This is a genomic window from Paraburkholderia sp. RL17-368-BIF-A, from assembly GCF_046054045.1.
In the GTDB taxonomy this organism is placed as follows: domain Bacteria; phylum Pseudomonadota; class Gammaproteobacteria; order Burkholderiales; family Burkholderiaceae; genus Paraburkholderia; species Paraburkholderia graminis.
Genome location: NZ_JARESN010000005.1, coordinates 20,886 through 35,337, shown reverse-complemented (window position 1 = coordinate 35,337; position 14,452 = coordinate 20,886). Strand labels below are relative to the sequence as shown.

Genomic DNA, 14,452 nt, shown 5'->3' with positions numbered 1-14,452 from the left:
GCACGGGGCCTCGTCGCGACCCGACTGGGCGCTTTCCCGTACAATTCCTGATCGTTCTATTGTCGCAGAAGCCGGCTGGCGCCGCTTTTCATCGGCGAGACGGCTCGTTATGGCTGGACGTTGGGCGCGGCTTGCGTCGCGAGCCGCGCCGGCCAGGCGAATCAAACCAACACGCGTTTCCAGGGTAACTGATGACCGATATTCTCCAACTCCCGCAAAAGCCTTGCGCGCTGCGCGTCATGCCGCAGCCGGCGGACGCCAATATCCACGGCGACGTGTTCGGCGGCTGGATCATGGCGCAGGTGGACATTGCCGGCTCGATCCCGGCAAGCCGCCGCGCGAACGGGCGAGTCGCGACCATCGCGGTCAATTCGTTCCTCTTCAAGCAGCCGGTGTTCGTCGGCGATCTGCTGAGCTTTTATGCGGACATCGTGAAGACGGGCAATACGTCCATCACCGTTTCCGTCGAGGTCTACGCGCAACGTATGAGCCTCGCGGAAGACATCGTCAAAGTGACGGAGGCCACGCTGACCTACGTCGCCACCGACAGCGACCGCCGTCCGCGCGCACTGCCCGCGCTCGACTGAAACGCGCCGGACCCGCCCCAACGCGCCGAACCCACCCGACCGCAGCGCGGCGCTATTGATCCCCAAGCGCCGCATTCGCGCGCAGATACGCGTCGACCTGTCCTTCGATCCACTGCGCGAAATGCGCCTGCTGCGCAGTGAGCGTTTCGCGCTGCTGCCACACAAGCCAGTACGGATAGCGATAAGGCACGCGAACCCGCGTGATCTGCACCAGCTCGCCGCGCGCAAGCGCGTGCGCGACCAGGCTGCGCCGCTCGAGCGCAACGCCCTGGCCGAGCAATACCGCGCCGATCACCACGTTCGAATCGTTCGCGGACAACACCACGCGCGCGGCATCCGGTTGCGCGACCTTCGCGGCTTCGCACCAGTCGGCCCACGGCGCGTCGGGACTCGAAATCAGCGGACACGCGATCACCTCTTCGGCCGTGACCGGCAAGCGGCCACCTGGCGCGAGCGCAAAATGCGGCGCGGCGACCACGATCATTTCATCGTCGAATAGCTTTTGATGCGCGACGTCGGGCCAATGGCCCTGGCCCATGCGAATGCCGACATCGCTCGCACCGTGGCGCAAATCTTCGAGTTGCAAACTCGTGACGAGACGAACGCGGTAATACGGATGCGCGTCGCGAAAGTCGGGCAGACGCGGCACGAGCCAATGTTGCGCGAACGACGGCAATGTTGCGATCACCAGTTCGCTGTCGTGCGGACGCGCGAGCACGCGGCGCGTGGCCTGCGTGATGTCGCGCAGCGCCGCGCGGATTTCGAGCGCGTAGAGACGGCCTTCGTCGGTTGGACGCAGACCGCGCGCTTCGCGCACGAAAAGCGCGACGCCCATCGCCTCTTCGAGTACCTTGATCTGCTGGCTCACCGCCGAATGCGTGACGTGCAACTCGCGGGCCGCCTGCGTGACGCCGCCGAGGCGCGCGACGGCCTCGAAGCAGCGCAGAGCGGTCAAGGGCGGAATGCGTTTCATGTAAGAGATTCTGACGTAAACCGTCGAATAATTTCGCTTTTTCTGCCGCGCCGGGATGCTTAATCTATTGCGGTGAAGCGCGCCGCATCGACACGGCGGGACGCGGCGACACGCAACGAGCGCCGCGACCCCACGGCGCATGATGATAGAACGTCTAACGGGACAGACATGAAACTGATCGGAATGCTCGACTCGCCTTACGTGCGCCGGGTCGCTATCTGCATGAAGCTGCTCGGGCTCCAGTTCGAGCACGCGCCCATCTCGGTGTTCAGCACCTACGACCAGTTCGCGGCCATCAACCCGGTCGTCAAGGCGCCGACGCTCGTCGCCGACAACGGCAAGGCGGTGATGGACTCGACGGTGATCCTGCAATATCTCGCGTCGCTGGCCGGTCCGAAGCAGCGGCTATTTCCGTCGCATCCAGACGACTGCCTGCGCGCCGCGCGCCTGACCGGCCTCTCGCTCGCCGCATGCGACAAGAGCGTGCAGATCGTCTACGAACGCAACCTGCGGCCGGCCGACAAGCAGCATGAACCGTGGATGGACCGTGTGCGTGCGCAAGTGCTCGCCGCCTACGCCGAGCTCGAACAGGAAGCTGCGGCGGCGCCCTTGCCGACCGAGGCCGAGCGCTTCGGCGCGGCGGAAGTCACGGTCGCGGTCGCGTGGAATTTCACGCAGATGATGCTGCCGCAGATCGTCAGCGCGAGCGCGCATCCGCATTTACAGGCGTTTTCGGCGGCAGCGGAACAGTTGCCGGTTTTCGTGAGCACGCCGGCGGTGTGAGCGCGGCGCAGGCGTTAGCCAGGCTTCAGGCCATCGCCGGTTCGTGCGCGGTGCCGCCTTTCATCAGCGCGGAGATCGCATCGGTCGACAAAGGCTTCGCGAAGTAGAAGCCTTGCATCTCGTCGCACGCGCGCTCCTTCAGAAAGTCGAGTTGCGCCGAGGTCTCGACGCCTTCGGCGATCACTTGCAGCTTCAACGAATGCGCGAGTGCGATGATCGCCGACGTGATGGTCTCGTCGTCGCCCGAGATGCCGATGTCGGACACGAACGAGCGGTCGATCTTCAGCCGGTCCACCGGAAAGCGCTTCAGATAGCTGAGGCTCGAATAGCCGGTGCCGAAGTCGTCGATTGCGAGGCCGATGCCCAGCGCGCTCAGTTCGTTGAGCATCGACACGGCTTCTTCGGCATTGCGCATGATCGCGCTTTCGGTCAGCTCCAGTTCCAGGTATCGCGGCTCGAGCCCGGTTTCGTCGAGCACCTGCATCACGAGCTTGGCAATATCGCGCTGCTGGAACACGCGCGCCGACAGGTTCACGGAAACGCGCGCCGGCGGCAAACCGAGATCCTGCCACGCCTTGTTCTGACGGCACGCTTCGCGCAGCACCCATTCCGACAACGGGCCGATCAACCCGCTTTCTTCGGCAACGGGAATGAACGACGACGGCGGCACGAGCCCGACTTCGGGATCGCGCCAGCGCACCAGCGCCTCGGTGCCGACAATCCGCCCAGTGTGAATATCGACTTGCGGCTGGTAGTGCAGCAAGAACTGGTTGTCGCGCAGCGCGCGCCGCAGGCGCCGCTCGAGGTTAAGGCGCGCGCCCGCGCTCGCGTTCATCTCGGGCTGATAGAACTGGAACGTGTTGCGGCCCATGTCCTTCGCGCGATACATCGCGAGATCGGCCTTTTTCATCAGCGTTTCCGCGTCGTCGCCGTCTTGCGGGAACAGGCTCGCGCCCAGGCTGCAGCCCACGTATAGTTCCGTTCCGTCGAGCCACACCGGTTCCGAGATCGACGCGCGCACGCGCTCCATCCACGCAATCAGCGATTGTTCGTCGACGGTATCGGTCATCACGACCACGAACTCGTCGCCGCCGTGACGCGCGACCGTATCGCTCGTGCGCGTGCAGCGCGCGAGCCGCTCCGCGACGACACCGAGCAGCCGGTCGCCGACGCTGTGACCCAGGCTGTCGTTGACGTTCTTGAAGCCGTCGAGATCCATGAACACGACAGCCACGCCCTTGTGCTGCCGCTGCGCGACGATCAACGCATGCTGCAAGCGGTCGCGCAGCAGGTTGCGATTCGGCAGGCGCGTGAGGCTGTCATAGTTGGCCTGATATTCGAGCTGTTCCTGATAGCGCATCAAGTCGGTGACATCGTTGATCACGCCGATGTGATGCGTGATGATGCCTTCGGCATCCGGCACCGGCGCGATGAAGAGCTGATTCCAGAACAGCGCGCCGTCCTTGCGATAGTTGCGCACCACCGCGCTCACTTCGCGATTCGCGGCGAGCGCCTCGCGGATCAGCGCGACGCCTTCCTGCTCGCGATCGTCGCGTTGCAGCACGCGGCAATCATGGCCGATCACCTCGGCGGGATCGTAGCCCGTGATGCGCATGAAGGCCGGATTCACGTATTCGATGAGATTGCCCGCCGGCGAAGGCGCCGTGATCAGAATCGCGTTGACGCTCGCATCGAGCGCGCGGCTTTGCAGACGCAGCGCGAGATCGGCGCGCTTGCGCTCGGTGATGTCCGTGTAGGAACCGAGCACGCCGATCACGCGGCCGTCGCCGTCGGTGAACGGCAGCTTGCTCGTGACGGTCGTGCGGTGCACGCCGTCTATCACCACGTCGACTTCGAAGTTCATCTTCGGCACGCCCGTGCCGACCACTTCCCTGTCGTGCGCGTTCAGCAATTCGGCGAACGCCCGCCACGGCATGTCGGCGTCGCTCTTGCCGACCACCTGCTCGGGATACGACAGACCCGCGTCGCGCGCGAACGCCATGTTGCAGCCGAGATAGCGCGACTCCAGGTCCTTCCAGAAAATGCGCTGCGGGATGTTGTCGATCACCGCTTCGAGCATCTGGTTCGAGCGCTGCGCCTCGGCTTCGGCGTTGATCTGCTCGGTGACGTCGTCGGCGAGAACGAAGAACGCGGCGCGGCCCATGAAGTTCAGCGCGTGATAGGAGATGTCCGCGCTGATCACCGAGCCGTCCTTGCGCCGGTGATGCCAGATGCCCGCCATCGTGCGGCCGCGTTCGGCGCTGTCGGCGCGCTGCAAATGCGACTCGAGCCGCCCGATCTCGCTATTGGGCCGGATCGCGCGAATCGTCATGTCGAGAAACTCGCTCTCCGAATAGCCGTACTGCTTGATCGCGGCCGAATTGACGGCGAGAAAGCGCAGCGTCTCGCGCTCGAAGATATACATCGGCACCGGATGATCGTCGAACAGGCTGCGAAAGCGCTCGTCGTTGCGGCCGAGCGCGCGCACGCTGTGCAGCTTCTTGCGCGCGCTGCTTTCGCGTGCGCCGAAGGTGAAGATCAGGAGCGCCGCGCCCGCCAGCATGGTCGCGATCAGAAACAGCGCCGCGTGCCGCCGCTCCTTCGACGACGCCGCGAGCGACGCCTGCAACGCGCGGCTCTCGGCTGCCCGCAGCGCGGCGAGGCCCGCTTCGACACGCTGCAACCCGAGCCCGGCGTGCATGTACGACGCCGCCGTCCATGCGCGCGAGGCGGCCGGCTCGTCGGCGTCGCGCGTGAGCAGTGCATCGCCGATGTCGCGTTGCAGCGCGCGCCGGTCCGCGCCGACCTGGGCGAGCGTGGCGAGCATCGCGGGCTCGTCGGCCAGTTCGCCCTGCAACTTGCTTTCGAGACTCGCGAGCGTCGCGTTCATCGTCGCGGCCGCGTCGACGGGCGGCGGATCGCCCGCGGCCTCGAGGCGGCCGAGCGCGGCGAGACCGCCGTCGAGCGCCGACTGGTACGCGTCGAGGCTCTGGCGAACGTGCGTCGAATGCAGCATGCGCGCGTCGGCCTCACGCTGGCCGGCGATCTGCAAGCATGCGGCGAACACGTTTGCGCCGAGCGCGACGGCCACGACCGCTATGTTGATCAGCAGCCGCTTCGAGATGAAAGGAGTCATGGGTTCCGAACGTCGATCGTTCTTCGGGCGGGAGCGCGAGGCCGCTTGCGATGCGTCCGGCGGCATCGATGCGAGTCTTTTACGCGCTAACCTTTGGATAACGGCAGCGTTCGGAACAGGTTGAGGGTGGGAGGTGAAAAAAAGTTGGTGGGGTGCGCCTAGCCGGCCGCACCTAGCCGGCCGCACCAAATTCCTTCATCGCCGGGATGAAGTCGTGGTTGATCTCCTGCTTGCGCGACAACTTCGCCAGCACGTAGCGCTTGAACGGTTCCAGCTCCGCCCACCGCGCGGCGCTCGGACCCGCGAGGCCCGCCAGCTTCGCCTGACGCTCGACGCTTTCAGGCACGCTCGCCGTGTCGCGCCACGCGGGCGCTTCGTCCGGCGTGAACCACTCCGGTTCGACGTTCGCGTGCGTGCGCAGCATCTCGAACAGTGCGTGATCGAAGTTGGGCTCGATCTCCGCATCGTCTTCGACGGGAAAACGCGCGAGCAGCTTGCGGTCCTCCAGCGGCAGCATTTGCCATTGCGCGAGCGAAATGCGCAGCCCGAAACGATCGAGATTGAAGCGAACCGACATCGGGATGTAGGTGAAATTCTCCGACGACTCCACCTCGAAGTTGAACAGCAGCGGTGCTTCGTTGAGTCCCATGACAGTTTCCTCTTGGATGACGGGCAACGCACAAGGCCAGCTTGAGGTATTTTAGAACCTTATTCGTGCGTCGGCGGCGCGGCATGGCCGGGCGCACGCACGGCATCAACGGAGTGAATCAGCGTGAACGAACTGCAAACAGGCCAGCCCGGCGCGGTGGAGCGTCAGGTGCACCGCCATCGCGGCGCGGCGGTGGAAACGGTCACCGACCACGTCGGTCAGGAGTGGCCAGTCGCGCTCGTCTTCAACGGCATCTCGCATGCGGTGATGATGTGCACGCCACGCGATCTCGAAGCATTCGCCGTCGGCTTTGCGATTTCGGAAGGGATTGTCGAGCGCGGCAGCGACATTCAGGACATCGAGGTCGAACTGCATGACGACGGCGAATTGCCGCACGCCGAGGTGCAATTGCAGGTCGTGCAGCAGGCGTTCGTCGCACTGAAGGAAAAGCGCCGCGCGTTGGCCGGCCGCACCGGCTGCGGCGTGTGCGGCATCGAAAGCATCGATCTGCTCGATCTGAAGCCGGAACGCGTGCCCGACACCGGCTTTTTGCAACGGCTCGCGCCCGACGCGATCGCGCGCGCGGCCCGCGAATTGCCCGCGCATCAGGCGTTGACGCGCCTCACAGGCGGCCTGCACGCGGCTGCGTGGTGCGACGCGGCGGGCGCGATCCGCTACGCGTTCGAAGACGTCGGCCGCCACAACGCGCTCGACAAACTGATCGGCCAGCTCGTGCTCGATCGCGCGGATACCAAAGAAGGCTTCGTGTTTCTGTCGAGCCGCGCGAGCTATGAACTCGTGCGCAAAGCCGCGCGCGTCGACGTGCCGATGCTCGCGACGATTTCGGCGCCGTCGTCGCTGGCGATTGCGATTGCCCGCAAGGCCGGCGTGCGGCTCGTCAGCTTCTGCCGCGAAACCAGCTACGTCGATTACGACACGGCGCAGCCCTGAGCGGCTCCTGCGAGCATCGCCAAGTGGGCGCTTTGCAGCCGCCCCGCTCGTTCAGTCGAATTGCCGGAAGTCCGGCTTGCGCTTCTCGAAGAACGCCTTGAACGCCTCACGCGCTTCGGGCGCGATCAGCATCTTGCCGAAGTGCAGCGCTTCCTCCGACATCTGCGTTTGCAGTTCCTGGTGGCTCGCGCGCTTCATCAGGCTCTTGGTCACGCGCAATGACGACGCCGGCAACGCGGCGAGCTTCGCGGCTTGCGATGCCGCGAACGCGTCGACTTCCGCAGCCGGCAACACGCGATTCACGAAGCCCATGCGCTGCGCTTCGGCGGCGTCGAACGCCTCGCCGAGCAGCAGCTTTTCCGCCGCGGCCTGATAGCCCGCGACGCGTTGCAGCAGCAAACTCGACGCCGCTTCGGGACACAGCCCGAGTTGCGCGAACGGCAACGAGAAGCTCGCCGAATCCGCGGCATAAACCAGATCGCAATGCAGCAGCAGCGTCGTGCCGATGCCCACCGCCGGCCCTGCGACCGACGCCACCACCGGCTTTTCCGCCGAACTGATCGCGCGCAGGAACTGGAACACCGGCGCGTTTTCGCCCATCGGCGGCGCCTTCATGAAGTCTTCGAGATCGTTGCCCGCGCTGAAAATGCCCGCGCTGCCGCGAAACAGAATGGCGCGCACGGACGCATCGGCTTGCGCGTCGACCAACGTGTCGGCCATCGTCTGATACATCGCGGCCGTGATCGCGTTCTTCTTGTCCGGCCGGTTGAAGGCAATCGTCAGCACACCGTTGGCGCGCTCGACCAGAATGTCCGTCGTCATGTTCGTCTCCTTCATGTGCTACAGAATCTGCTGTAGTAAAAGCAAAAACGGTTCGCAAGCGCGAGGCCTGCGAACCGTTGCGAGCGCCTTAACGGCATGCCGCGTGCACCGAAGCGAGCCGTATCACAGCCGCTCGATGATGCCCGCCGCGCCCATCCCCGTGCCAACGCACATCGTCACCATGCCGTACTTGTAGTTGCGGCGGCGCAAGCCGTGCACGACCGTCGACGCACGAATCGCACCCGTCGCGCCCAGCGGATGGCCAAGCGCGATCGCGCCGCCGAGCGGGTTGATCTTCGACGGATCGAGGCCCAGGTCCTGAATCACCGCGAGCGATTGCGCGGCGAACGCTTCGTTCAACTCGATCCAGTCGAGGTCGTCCTGTGTCAGACCCGCGGCCTTCAGCGCTGCCGGAATCGCTTCCTTCGGCCCGATGCCCATGATTTCCGGCGGCACGCCGCGCACCGCGAAGCTGACGAAGCGCGCGAGCGGCGTCAGGTTGAACTGCTTGAGGATCTTCTCCGACACGACGATCAGTGCGCCCGCGCCGTCCGAGGTCTGCGAGCTGTTGCCGGCCGTCACCGAGCCCTTGTTCGCGAACACCGTGCGCAGTTTCGCGAGACCTTCGAGCGACGTGTCGGCGCGTGGGCCTTCGTCGAGCGAGACTTCGCGCGTTTTAACGCGCACTTCGCCCGTGGCGAGATCGGGGAAGCGCTCAGTGACCGTGTACGCGGCGATCTCGTCGTTGAATTCGCCGGACTGCTGCGCGGCGATTGCGCGGCGATGCGATTCGACCGAGAACGCGTCTTGCGCTTCGCGGCTGATCTTCCAGCGCTCGGCGACTTTCTCGGCGGTCAGGCCCATGCCGTACGCAATGCCAACATCTTCATTGCGATCGAAGATATGCGGCGACAGCGACGGCTTGTTGCCCATCATCGGCACCATGCTCATCGACTCGCAGCCGCCCGCGATCAGCGCGTCCGATTCGCCGACACGGATGCGGTCCGCGGCCATCGCCAACGCGGTCAGGCCCGACGCGCAGAAGCGGTTCACCGTCACGCCGCCGACCGACTGCGGCAGGCCCGCGAGCAGCGCGCCCATGCGGGCCACGTTCAGGCCTTGTTCCGCCTCGGGAATCGCGCAGCCGACAATCGCGTCTTCGATCACCTTCGTGTCGAGGCCGGGCACTTGCGCCACGGCGGATCGGATTGCATGCACCAGCAGTTCGTCGGGGCGCGTGTTCTTGAACACGCCGCGCGGCGCCTTGCCGATCGGCGTGCGGCTCGCGGCGACGATATATGCGTCTTGCAATTGCTTGCTCATTTGTTTCTCCGAAATTTGCGCGCGTCGCTGTTAGTTCCGCACCGGCTTGCCGGTTTGCAGCATGCCCATGATCCGCTCCTGCGTCTTCTGCGTGCCGAGCAGATCGACGAACGCGCGGCGCTCGAGTTGCAGCAGCCATTCTTCATCGACGAGACTGCCGCCTTCCACGTCGCCGCCGCACACGGCTTCGGCGATGCGGCTCGCGATCAGGAAATCGTGCTCGCTGATGAAGCGGCCGTCGCGCATGTTCACGAGCGATGCCTTGATGGTCGAGATCGCCGAGCGTCCGGCAACCGGCACCTGCGTGACGCGCAGCGGCGGACGATAGCCCGCGCCGGCGAGCGCGCGCGCTTCCTTCTTCGCGACGTCGAGCAACTCGAACACGTTGAACACAATCGTGTCCGACGGCTTCAGATAACCCATCGCGCGGGCGTCGAGCGCGGACGCCGACACCTTCGCCATCGCCGCGTTTTCGAACGACTTCTGCACGAACTTCAGCAGGTCATTGGTCGCGCCGACTTGCGTCGCGGCTTCGGCCGCGCGCAACGCCGCTTCCTTCAGACCGCCGCCTGCGGGCACGAGACCCACGCCGACTTCCACGAGGCCGATATAGCTTTCGATGTGCGCAACGCGCTTCGCGCTATGGAGCAGCAACTCGCAGCCGCCGCCGAGCGCAATGCCCGACACTGCGGCCACAACCGGCACGCTCGCGTACTTCACGCGCAGCATGCCTTGCTGGAACTTCTTCACGAACGGCTCGATGCCTTTGGCGCCGCCCATCATGAACGCGGGCATCGCTTCTTCGAGGTTGGCGCCCGCCGAGAACGGGCCGCCCGGCGCGCCGAGTTTGAGCGACGTCGGCTGCCAGATCACGAGGCCCTTGTAGTCCTTCTCGGCCAGTTCGATCGCCTGCGTCAAACCGTCGATCACCGACGGTCCGATCGTGTTCATCTTGCTCTTGAACGACACGATCAGAACATCGTTCTCGCCAGCGCGGTCGTCGACCCATGCGCGCACCGCGTCGGTTTCGAACAATGTCTTGCCGTAGGTCTTCGGGTCCGCAGCCGTTTCACCGACGAGCGGCGCGCGGAACACCTGCCGCTCATACACGCCAAGCGACGAGCGCGGCACGAACGTCTTCGAAGCCGGCGACCACGAACCTTCGTTCGTATGCACGCCGCCCTTTTCGGCGACGGGACCGTCGAGCACCCACGAAGGCAATGGCACAGTCGAAAGCGCCTTGCCCGCCGCGATGTCTTCCTGCACCCATTCGGCGACCTGCTTCCAGCCGGCCGTCTGCCAGCCTTCGAACGGACCTTCGTTCCAGCCGAAACCCCAGCGGATGGCGAGGTCGACGTCGCGCGCGTTATCGGCGATGGATTCCAGATGCACGCCGATGTAGTGGAACACGTCGCGGAAAATGGACCACAGGAATTGGGCTTGCGGATGCTCCGATTCGCGCAGCAGTTTCAGCCGCTCGGCCGGCGGACGCTTCAGAATGCGGCCGACCAGTTCGTCGGCCTTCGCGCCGCCATCCACGTACTCGCCCGTTTTCGGGTCGAGCACCTTGATCGCCTTGCCTTCTTTCTTGTAGAAGCCGCCGCCCGTCTTCTGACCGAGCGCACCCTTCTTCACGAGTTCGGCGAGCACGGCCGGCGTTTCGTAGACCGGGAAGAACGGATCGTCCTTCAGGTTGTCCTGCATCGTCTTGATGACGTGCGCCATCGTGTCGAGACCGACGACATCAGCAGTACGGAACGTGGCCGACTTCGCACGGCCGAGACGCGAGCCGGTCAGGTCGTCCACTTCGTCGAAACGCAGGCCGAATTTTGCGGCCTCGGTAATCACGGCGAGAATCGAGAAAATGCCGACGCGATTCGCGATGAAGTTCGGCGTGTCTTTCGCGCGCACGACGCCCTTGCCGACCACGCTCGTCAGAAACGTTTCGAGTTGATCGAGAATTTCCGGGCGCGTGGTCGCGGTCGGAATCAGTTCGACCAGATGCATGTAGCGCGGCGGATTGAAGAAATGCACGCCGCAAAAGCGCGCCTTGAGTTCGTCCGCGAAACCTTGCGACAACTCGGTGATCGACAGGCCCGACGTGTTGGTCGCGAAGATCGCGTTCGGCGCGATGTGCGGCGACACCTTCTTGTACAGGTCGTGCTTCCAGTCCATGCGCTCGGCGATCGCTTCGATCACGAGGTCGCATTCGGCGAGCTTCTCGATGTCGTCGTCGTAATTGGCGGGCTGGATGTACTGCGCGTCGTCCTTCACGCCGAACGGCGCGGGCGACAGCTTCTTCAGATTCTCGATCGCCTTCAACGCGATGGCGTTCTTCGGACCTTCCTTTGCGGGCAGGTCGAACAGCAGCACCGGCACCTTGGCGTTGATCAGGTGCGCGGCGATCTGCGCGCCCATCACGCCGGCGCCGAGCACGGCTACCTTGCGAATGATCAGATTGCTCACGTTGTTCCTCCGGGGAGTTATGCGGTGTCGCGAATGTGTCGCGAGTTTGTCGACTACTTCGCGATGGATGTGGCCGGCAAAGTCGCCGCGTCGTTGGAACCCGCGCGGCGACTTTCCGTGAGTTGATTTAGAACAGCGCTTCTTCGTAGTCCATCAGCGGCTTGGAACCGGCGCGCGCCTGGCGAATCGTCATCGCCGTTTCGGGCAGCAGCTTCGCGAAGTAAAAACGCGCGGTGGCGAGCTTGGCCTTGTAGAACGGATCGCCCGATGCTTCGTTATCCAGCGCGACGCGCGCCATGCGCGCCCAGAAGTACGAGAACACGAGGTGCCCGACGGTGCGCAGATACGGCACGGCCGCAGCGCCCACTTCGTCCGGATTCTGCATGGCCTTCATGCCGATTTCCATCGTCAGCTTCTGCACCTTTTCGCCGATGTCGGCGAGCGGGTTGATGAACTCCTGCATCTCCGGCTTGATGCCTTCGGCTTCGACAAACTCGGTCACGAGCTTGCCGAACTTCTTCATCTTCGCGCCCATGTCGCCGAGAATCTTGCGGCCGAGCAGGTCGAGCGCCTGAATCGCGTTCGTGCCTTCGTAGATCATGTTGATGCGCGCGTCGCGCACGTACTGCTCCATGCCCCACTCGGCGATAAAGCCGTGGCCGCCGTAAATCTGCATCGCGTGATTCGTGCCTTCGAACGCGTTGTCCGACAGGAACGCTTTCAGGATCGGCGTGAGCAGCGCGACGAGATCGGCGGCTTCCTTGCGCACGGATTCGTCGGCGTGCGACAGTTCCTTGTCGATGTGCAAAGCGGACCAGTACGAGAATGCGCGCGCGCCTTCCGCATAGGCCTTTTGCGTGAGCAGCATGCGGCGCACGTCGGGATGCACGATGATCGGATCAGCGGCTTTGTCCGGCGCCTTGGGGCCGGTCAGCGAGCGCATCTGCAGACGTTCTTTCGCATACGTCAGCGAGTTCTGGTACGCGACTTCGGTCAAGCCCAAACTCTGCATGCCGACGCCCAGACGCGCAGCGTTCATCATCACGAACATCGCGTTCAAGCCTTTGTTCGGCTCGCCGACGAGCCAGCCCTTCGCGTTGTCGAGATTGATCACGCAGGTCGCGTTGCCGTGAATGCCCATCTTGTGTTCGATGGAACCGCACTTCACGCCATTGCGTTCGCCGGGCTCGCCCGCATCGTTCGGCACGAACTTCGGCACGATGAAAAGCGAAATGCCCTTGGTGCCCTTGGGCGCGTCCGGCAGACGCGCGAGCACGAGGTGAACGATGTTCTCCGCAAGATCATGCTCGCCGCTGGAGATGAAAATCTTCGTGCCGCTGATCGCATACGAGCCGTCGCTATTCGGCTCGGCCTTGGTGCGCAGAATGCCGAGGTCGGTGCCGCAATGCGGCTCGGTCAGACACATGGTGCCGGTCCATACGCCCGACACCAGCTTCGGCAGATACACCTTTTGCAGTTCCGGCGTGCCGTGCGCGTGCAGGCATTCGTATGCGCCGTGCGAGAGGCCGGGGTACATCGTCCATGCCTGGTTCGCCGAATTCAGCATTTCGTAGAGCGCGTTGTTGACGAACGCGGGCAGCCCCTGGCCGCCGTACTCGGGATCGCAACCGAGCGCGGGCCAGCCGGCTTCAACGTACTGTTGATAGGCTTCCTTGAAACCCTTCGGCGTGGTCACGACGCCGTCGCCGACGTACGTGCAGCCTTCCTGGTCGCCACTGTGATTCAGCGGAAACAGCACTTCGGAGCAGAACTTGCCGGCCTCTTCGAGCACGGCGTTGATCGTCCCGGCGTCGAGATCCGCGTGCTTCGGCATCTGCTTGATCTCGGCTTCGACGTTAAGCAGCTCGTGCAACACGAATTGCATGTCGCGCAGCGGCGCGGCGTACTGTCCCATGAGTCTCTCCAAAGTTTAAACATGAAGCCAGGCCGTTAGCTGCACGCGCGACGCGGATCGGCTCTCTGCTAACGGCTTTCGCTTTGATACGAAACAATCAGTTTTTCCAACGCGGCCCACGTCAGACGCACCGCATCCGGCAGATGCAGGAAACGCGCGTCGTGATGCAGACCCAGCGTGAAGCTGTACAGTTCGAACAGCATCAATTGCGGATCGGTGTCCGCGCGCAGATGCCCTTCTTCCATTGCCTGCGAAATCGCGCGAGTGAGCGCCGCGCGCCACATCGTCACGCTCGACACCAGTTGTTCGCGCACCTGGCTGTCCGCGCGGTCGTCGTATTCAACGGCGCCGCTGATGTAGATGCACCCGGTGGTCACTTCCTGAATGCGTTTCTCGATCCAGCGCGAGATCATCGCGCGCAAACGCGGCAATCCGCGAGGCTCGCGCAGGCTCGGGAAAAACACCTCGTCTTCGAAACGACGGTGATATTCGCGCACGACTTCCACCTGCAAGTCCTCGCGCGACCCGAAATGCGCGAACACACCGCTTTTGCTCATCTGCATGCGCTCGGCCAGGAGGCCAATCGTCAGACCTTCGAGTCCGTCGCGGCTTGCAAGATCAAGTGCTGCATCGAGAATTGCGGCTCGCGTTTGTTCGCCTTTTCGCATAGCTTTTACCGTTCTAATGTGACCGAAAGAAAATCGAACGGCCGTACTATTATTGAGTGGCGCCGTCCGCGAAACAAGGACTTTATTAGAAACCGGTTTCTAACCTGGCTTCAATTTTGGGGCATGTAGCAATCAGAGGAATCGGATTTTTTAGAGGGGTTTGTCGTCAGGCAGTTTTG

11 protein-coding genes are annotated in these 14,452 nt (G+C 63.9%); 3 read left to right on the top strand and 8 right to left on the bottom strand.

Going from position 1 to position 14,452, the window contains the following annotated elements; all coding sequences use genetic code 11:
• The first annotated feature begins 191 nt into the window (after nt 1-191).
• On the top strand, nt 192-587 hold the full coding sequence (locus P0D87_RS10665) for an acyl-CoA thioesterase (RefSeq protein WP_006047951.1): 396 nt from the start codon (nt 192-194) through the stop codon (nt 585-587).
• 52 nt (nt 588-639) lie between these two features.
• On the opposite strand, the gene P0D87_RS10660 is transcribed toward P0D87_RS10665, so the two are convergent.
• A complete protein-coding gene (locus P0D87_RS10660) occupies nt 640-1,560 on the bottom strand; it encodes a LysR substrate-binding domain-containing protein (protein ID WP_006047952.1) in 921 nt (306 codons plus the stop codon).
• 168 nt (nt 1,561-1,728) lie between these two features.
• On the opposite strand from P0D87_RS10660, the gene P0D87_RS10655 reads away from it, so the two are divergent.
• On the top strand, nt 1,729-2,343 hold the full coding sequence (locus P0D87_RS10655; protein ID WP_053857509.1) for a glutathione S-transferase: 615 nt from the start codon (nt 1,729-1,731) through the stop codon (nt 2,341-2,343).
• Nucleotides 2,344-2,368: 25 nt separating this feature from the next.
• Here the strand turns inward: P0D87_RS10655 and P0D87_RS10650 are convergent, their stop codons facing one another.
• On the bottom strand, nt 2,369-5,479 hold the full coding sequence (locus tag P0D87_RS10650) for a sensor domain-containing protein (protein WP_053858951.1): 3,111 nt from the start codon (nt 5,477-5,479) through the stop codon (nt 2,369-2,371).
• A gap of 172 nt (nt 5,480-5,651) precedes the next feature.
• Nucleotides 5,652-6,128, bottom strand: coding sequence for a nitrate reductase associated protein (locus P0D87_RS10645; RefSeq protein ID WP_029970472.1), 477 nt, complete (start codon nt 6,126-6,128; stop codon nt 5,652-5,654).
• Nucleotides 6,129-6,251: 123 nt separating this feature from the next.
• On the opposite strand from P0D87_RS10645, the gene fdhD reads away from it, so the two are divergent.
• A complete protein-coding gene (gene fdhD, locus P0D87_RS10640) occupies nt 6,252-7,079 on the top strand; it encodes a formate dehydrogenase accessory sulfurtransferase FdhD (protein ID WP_053857508.1) in 828 nt (275 codons plus the stop codon).
• A gap of 51 nt (nt 7,080-7,130) precedes the next feature.
• Here fdhD and P0D87_RS10635 read toward each other — a convergent pair whose 3' ends face one another.
• From P0D87_RS10635 to P0D87_RS10615, 5 genes are all read right to left on the bottom strand, one after another.
• Nucleotides 7,131-7,901, bottom strand: a complete 771-nt coding sequence (locus tag P0D87_RS10635) for an enoyl-CoA hydratase (protein ID WP_006047957.1) — start codon at nt 7,899-7,901, stop codon at nt 7,131-7,133.
• A gap of 123 nt (nt 7,902-8,024) precedes the next feature.
• Nucleotides 8,025-9,224 carry an acetyl-CoA C-acyltransferase gene (locus tag P0D87_RS10630; RefSeq protein ID WP_029970476.1) on the bottom strand — a complete coding sequence of 400 codons (1,200 nt, stop codon included), beginning with the start codon at nt 9,222-9,224 and terminating at the stop codon, nt 8,025-8,027.
• 30 nt (nt 9,225-9,254) lie between these two features.
• Entirely contained in the window at nt 9,255-11,690 is a 2,436-nt protein-coding gene (locus P0D87_RS10625; RefSeq protein ID WP_006047959.1) for a 3-hydroxyacyl-CoA dehydrogenase/enoyl-CoA hydratase family protein, read from the bottom strand.
• Nucleotides 11,691-11,817: 127 nt separating this feature from the next.
• Nucleotides 11,818-13,605 (bottom strand): acyl-CoA dehydrogenase C-terminal domain-containing protein, encoded by a 1,788-nt coding sequence (locus P0D87_RS10620; RefSeq protein ID WP_006047960.1) that lies wholly within the window; start codon nt 13,603-13,605, stop codon nt 11,818-11,820.
• Between the two features lie 68 nt (nt 13,606-13,673).
• Nucleotides 13,674-14,273, bottom strand: coding sequence for a TetR/AcrR family transcriptional regulator (locus P0D87_RS10615; RefSeq protein WP_006047961.1), 600 nt, complete (start codon nt 14,271-14,273; stop codon nt 13,674-13,676).
• Nucleotides 14,274-14,452: the final 179 nt, after the last annotated feature.

What these genes read in the sequence shown, in the direction of transcription:
- P0D87_RS10630 (WP_029970476.1), bottom strand. Translation starts at nt 9,224, where the DNA reads ATGAGCAAGCAATTGCAAGACGCATATATCGTCGCCGCGAGCCGCACG.
- P0D87_RS10635 (WP_006047957.1), bottom strand. Translation starts at nt 7,901, where the DNA reads ATGACGACGGACATTCTGGTCGAGCGCGCCAACGGTGTGCTGACGATT.
- P0D87_RS10645 (WP_029970472.1), bottom strand. Translation starts at nt 6,128, where the DNA reads ATGGGACTCAACGAAGCACCGCTGCTGTTCAACTTCGAGGTGGAGTCG.
- P0D87_RS10660 (WP_006047952.1), bottom strand. Translation starts at nt 1,560, where the DNA reads ATGAAACGCATTCCGCCCTTGACCGCTCTGCGCTGCTTCGAGGCCGTC.
- P0D87_RS10655 (WP_053857509.1), top strand. Translation starts at nt 1,729, where the DNA reads ATGAAACTGATCGGAATGCTCGACTCGCCTTACGTGCGCCGGGTCGCT.
- P0D87_RS10665 (WP_006047951.1), top strand. Translation starts at nt 192, where the DNA reads ATGACCGATATTCTCCAACTCCCGCAAAAGCCTTGCGCGCTGCGCGTC.
- P0D87_RS10650 (WP_053858951.1), bottom strand. Translation starts at nt 5,479, where the DNA reads ATGACTCCTTTCATCTCGAAGCGGCTGCTGATCAACATAGCGGTCGTG.
- P0D87_RS10615 (WP_006047961.1), bottom strand. Translation starts at nt 14,273, where the DNA reads ATGCGAAAAGGCGAACAAACGCGAGCCGCAATTCTCGATGCAGCACTT.
- P0D87_RS10620 (WP_006047960.1), bottom strand. Translation starts at nt 13,605, where the DNA reads ATGGGACAGTACGCCGCGCCGCTGCGCGACATGCAATTCGTGTTGCAC.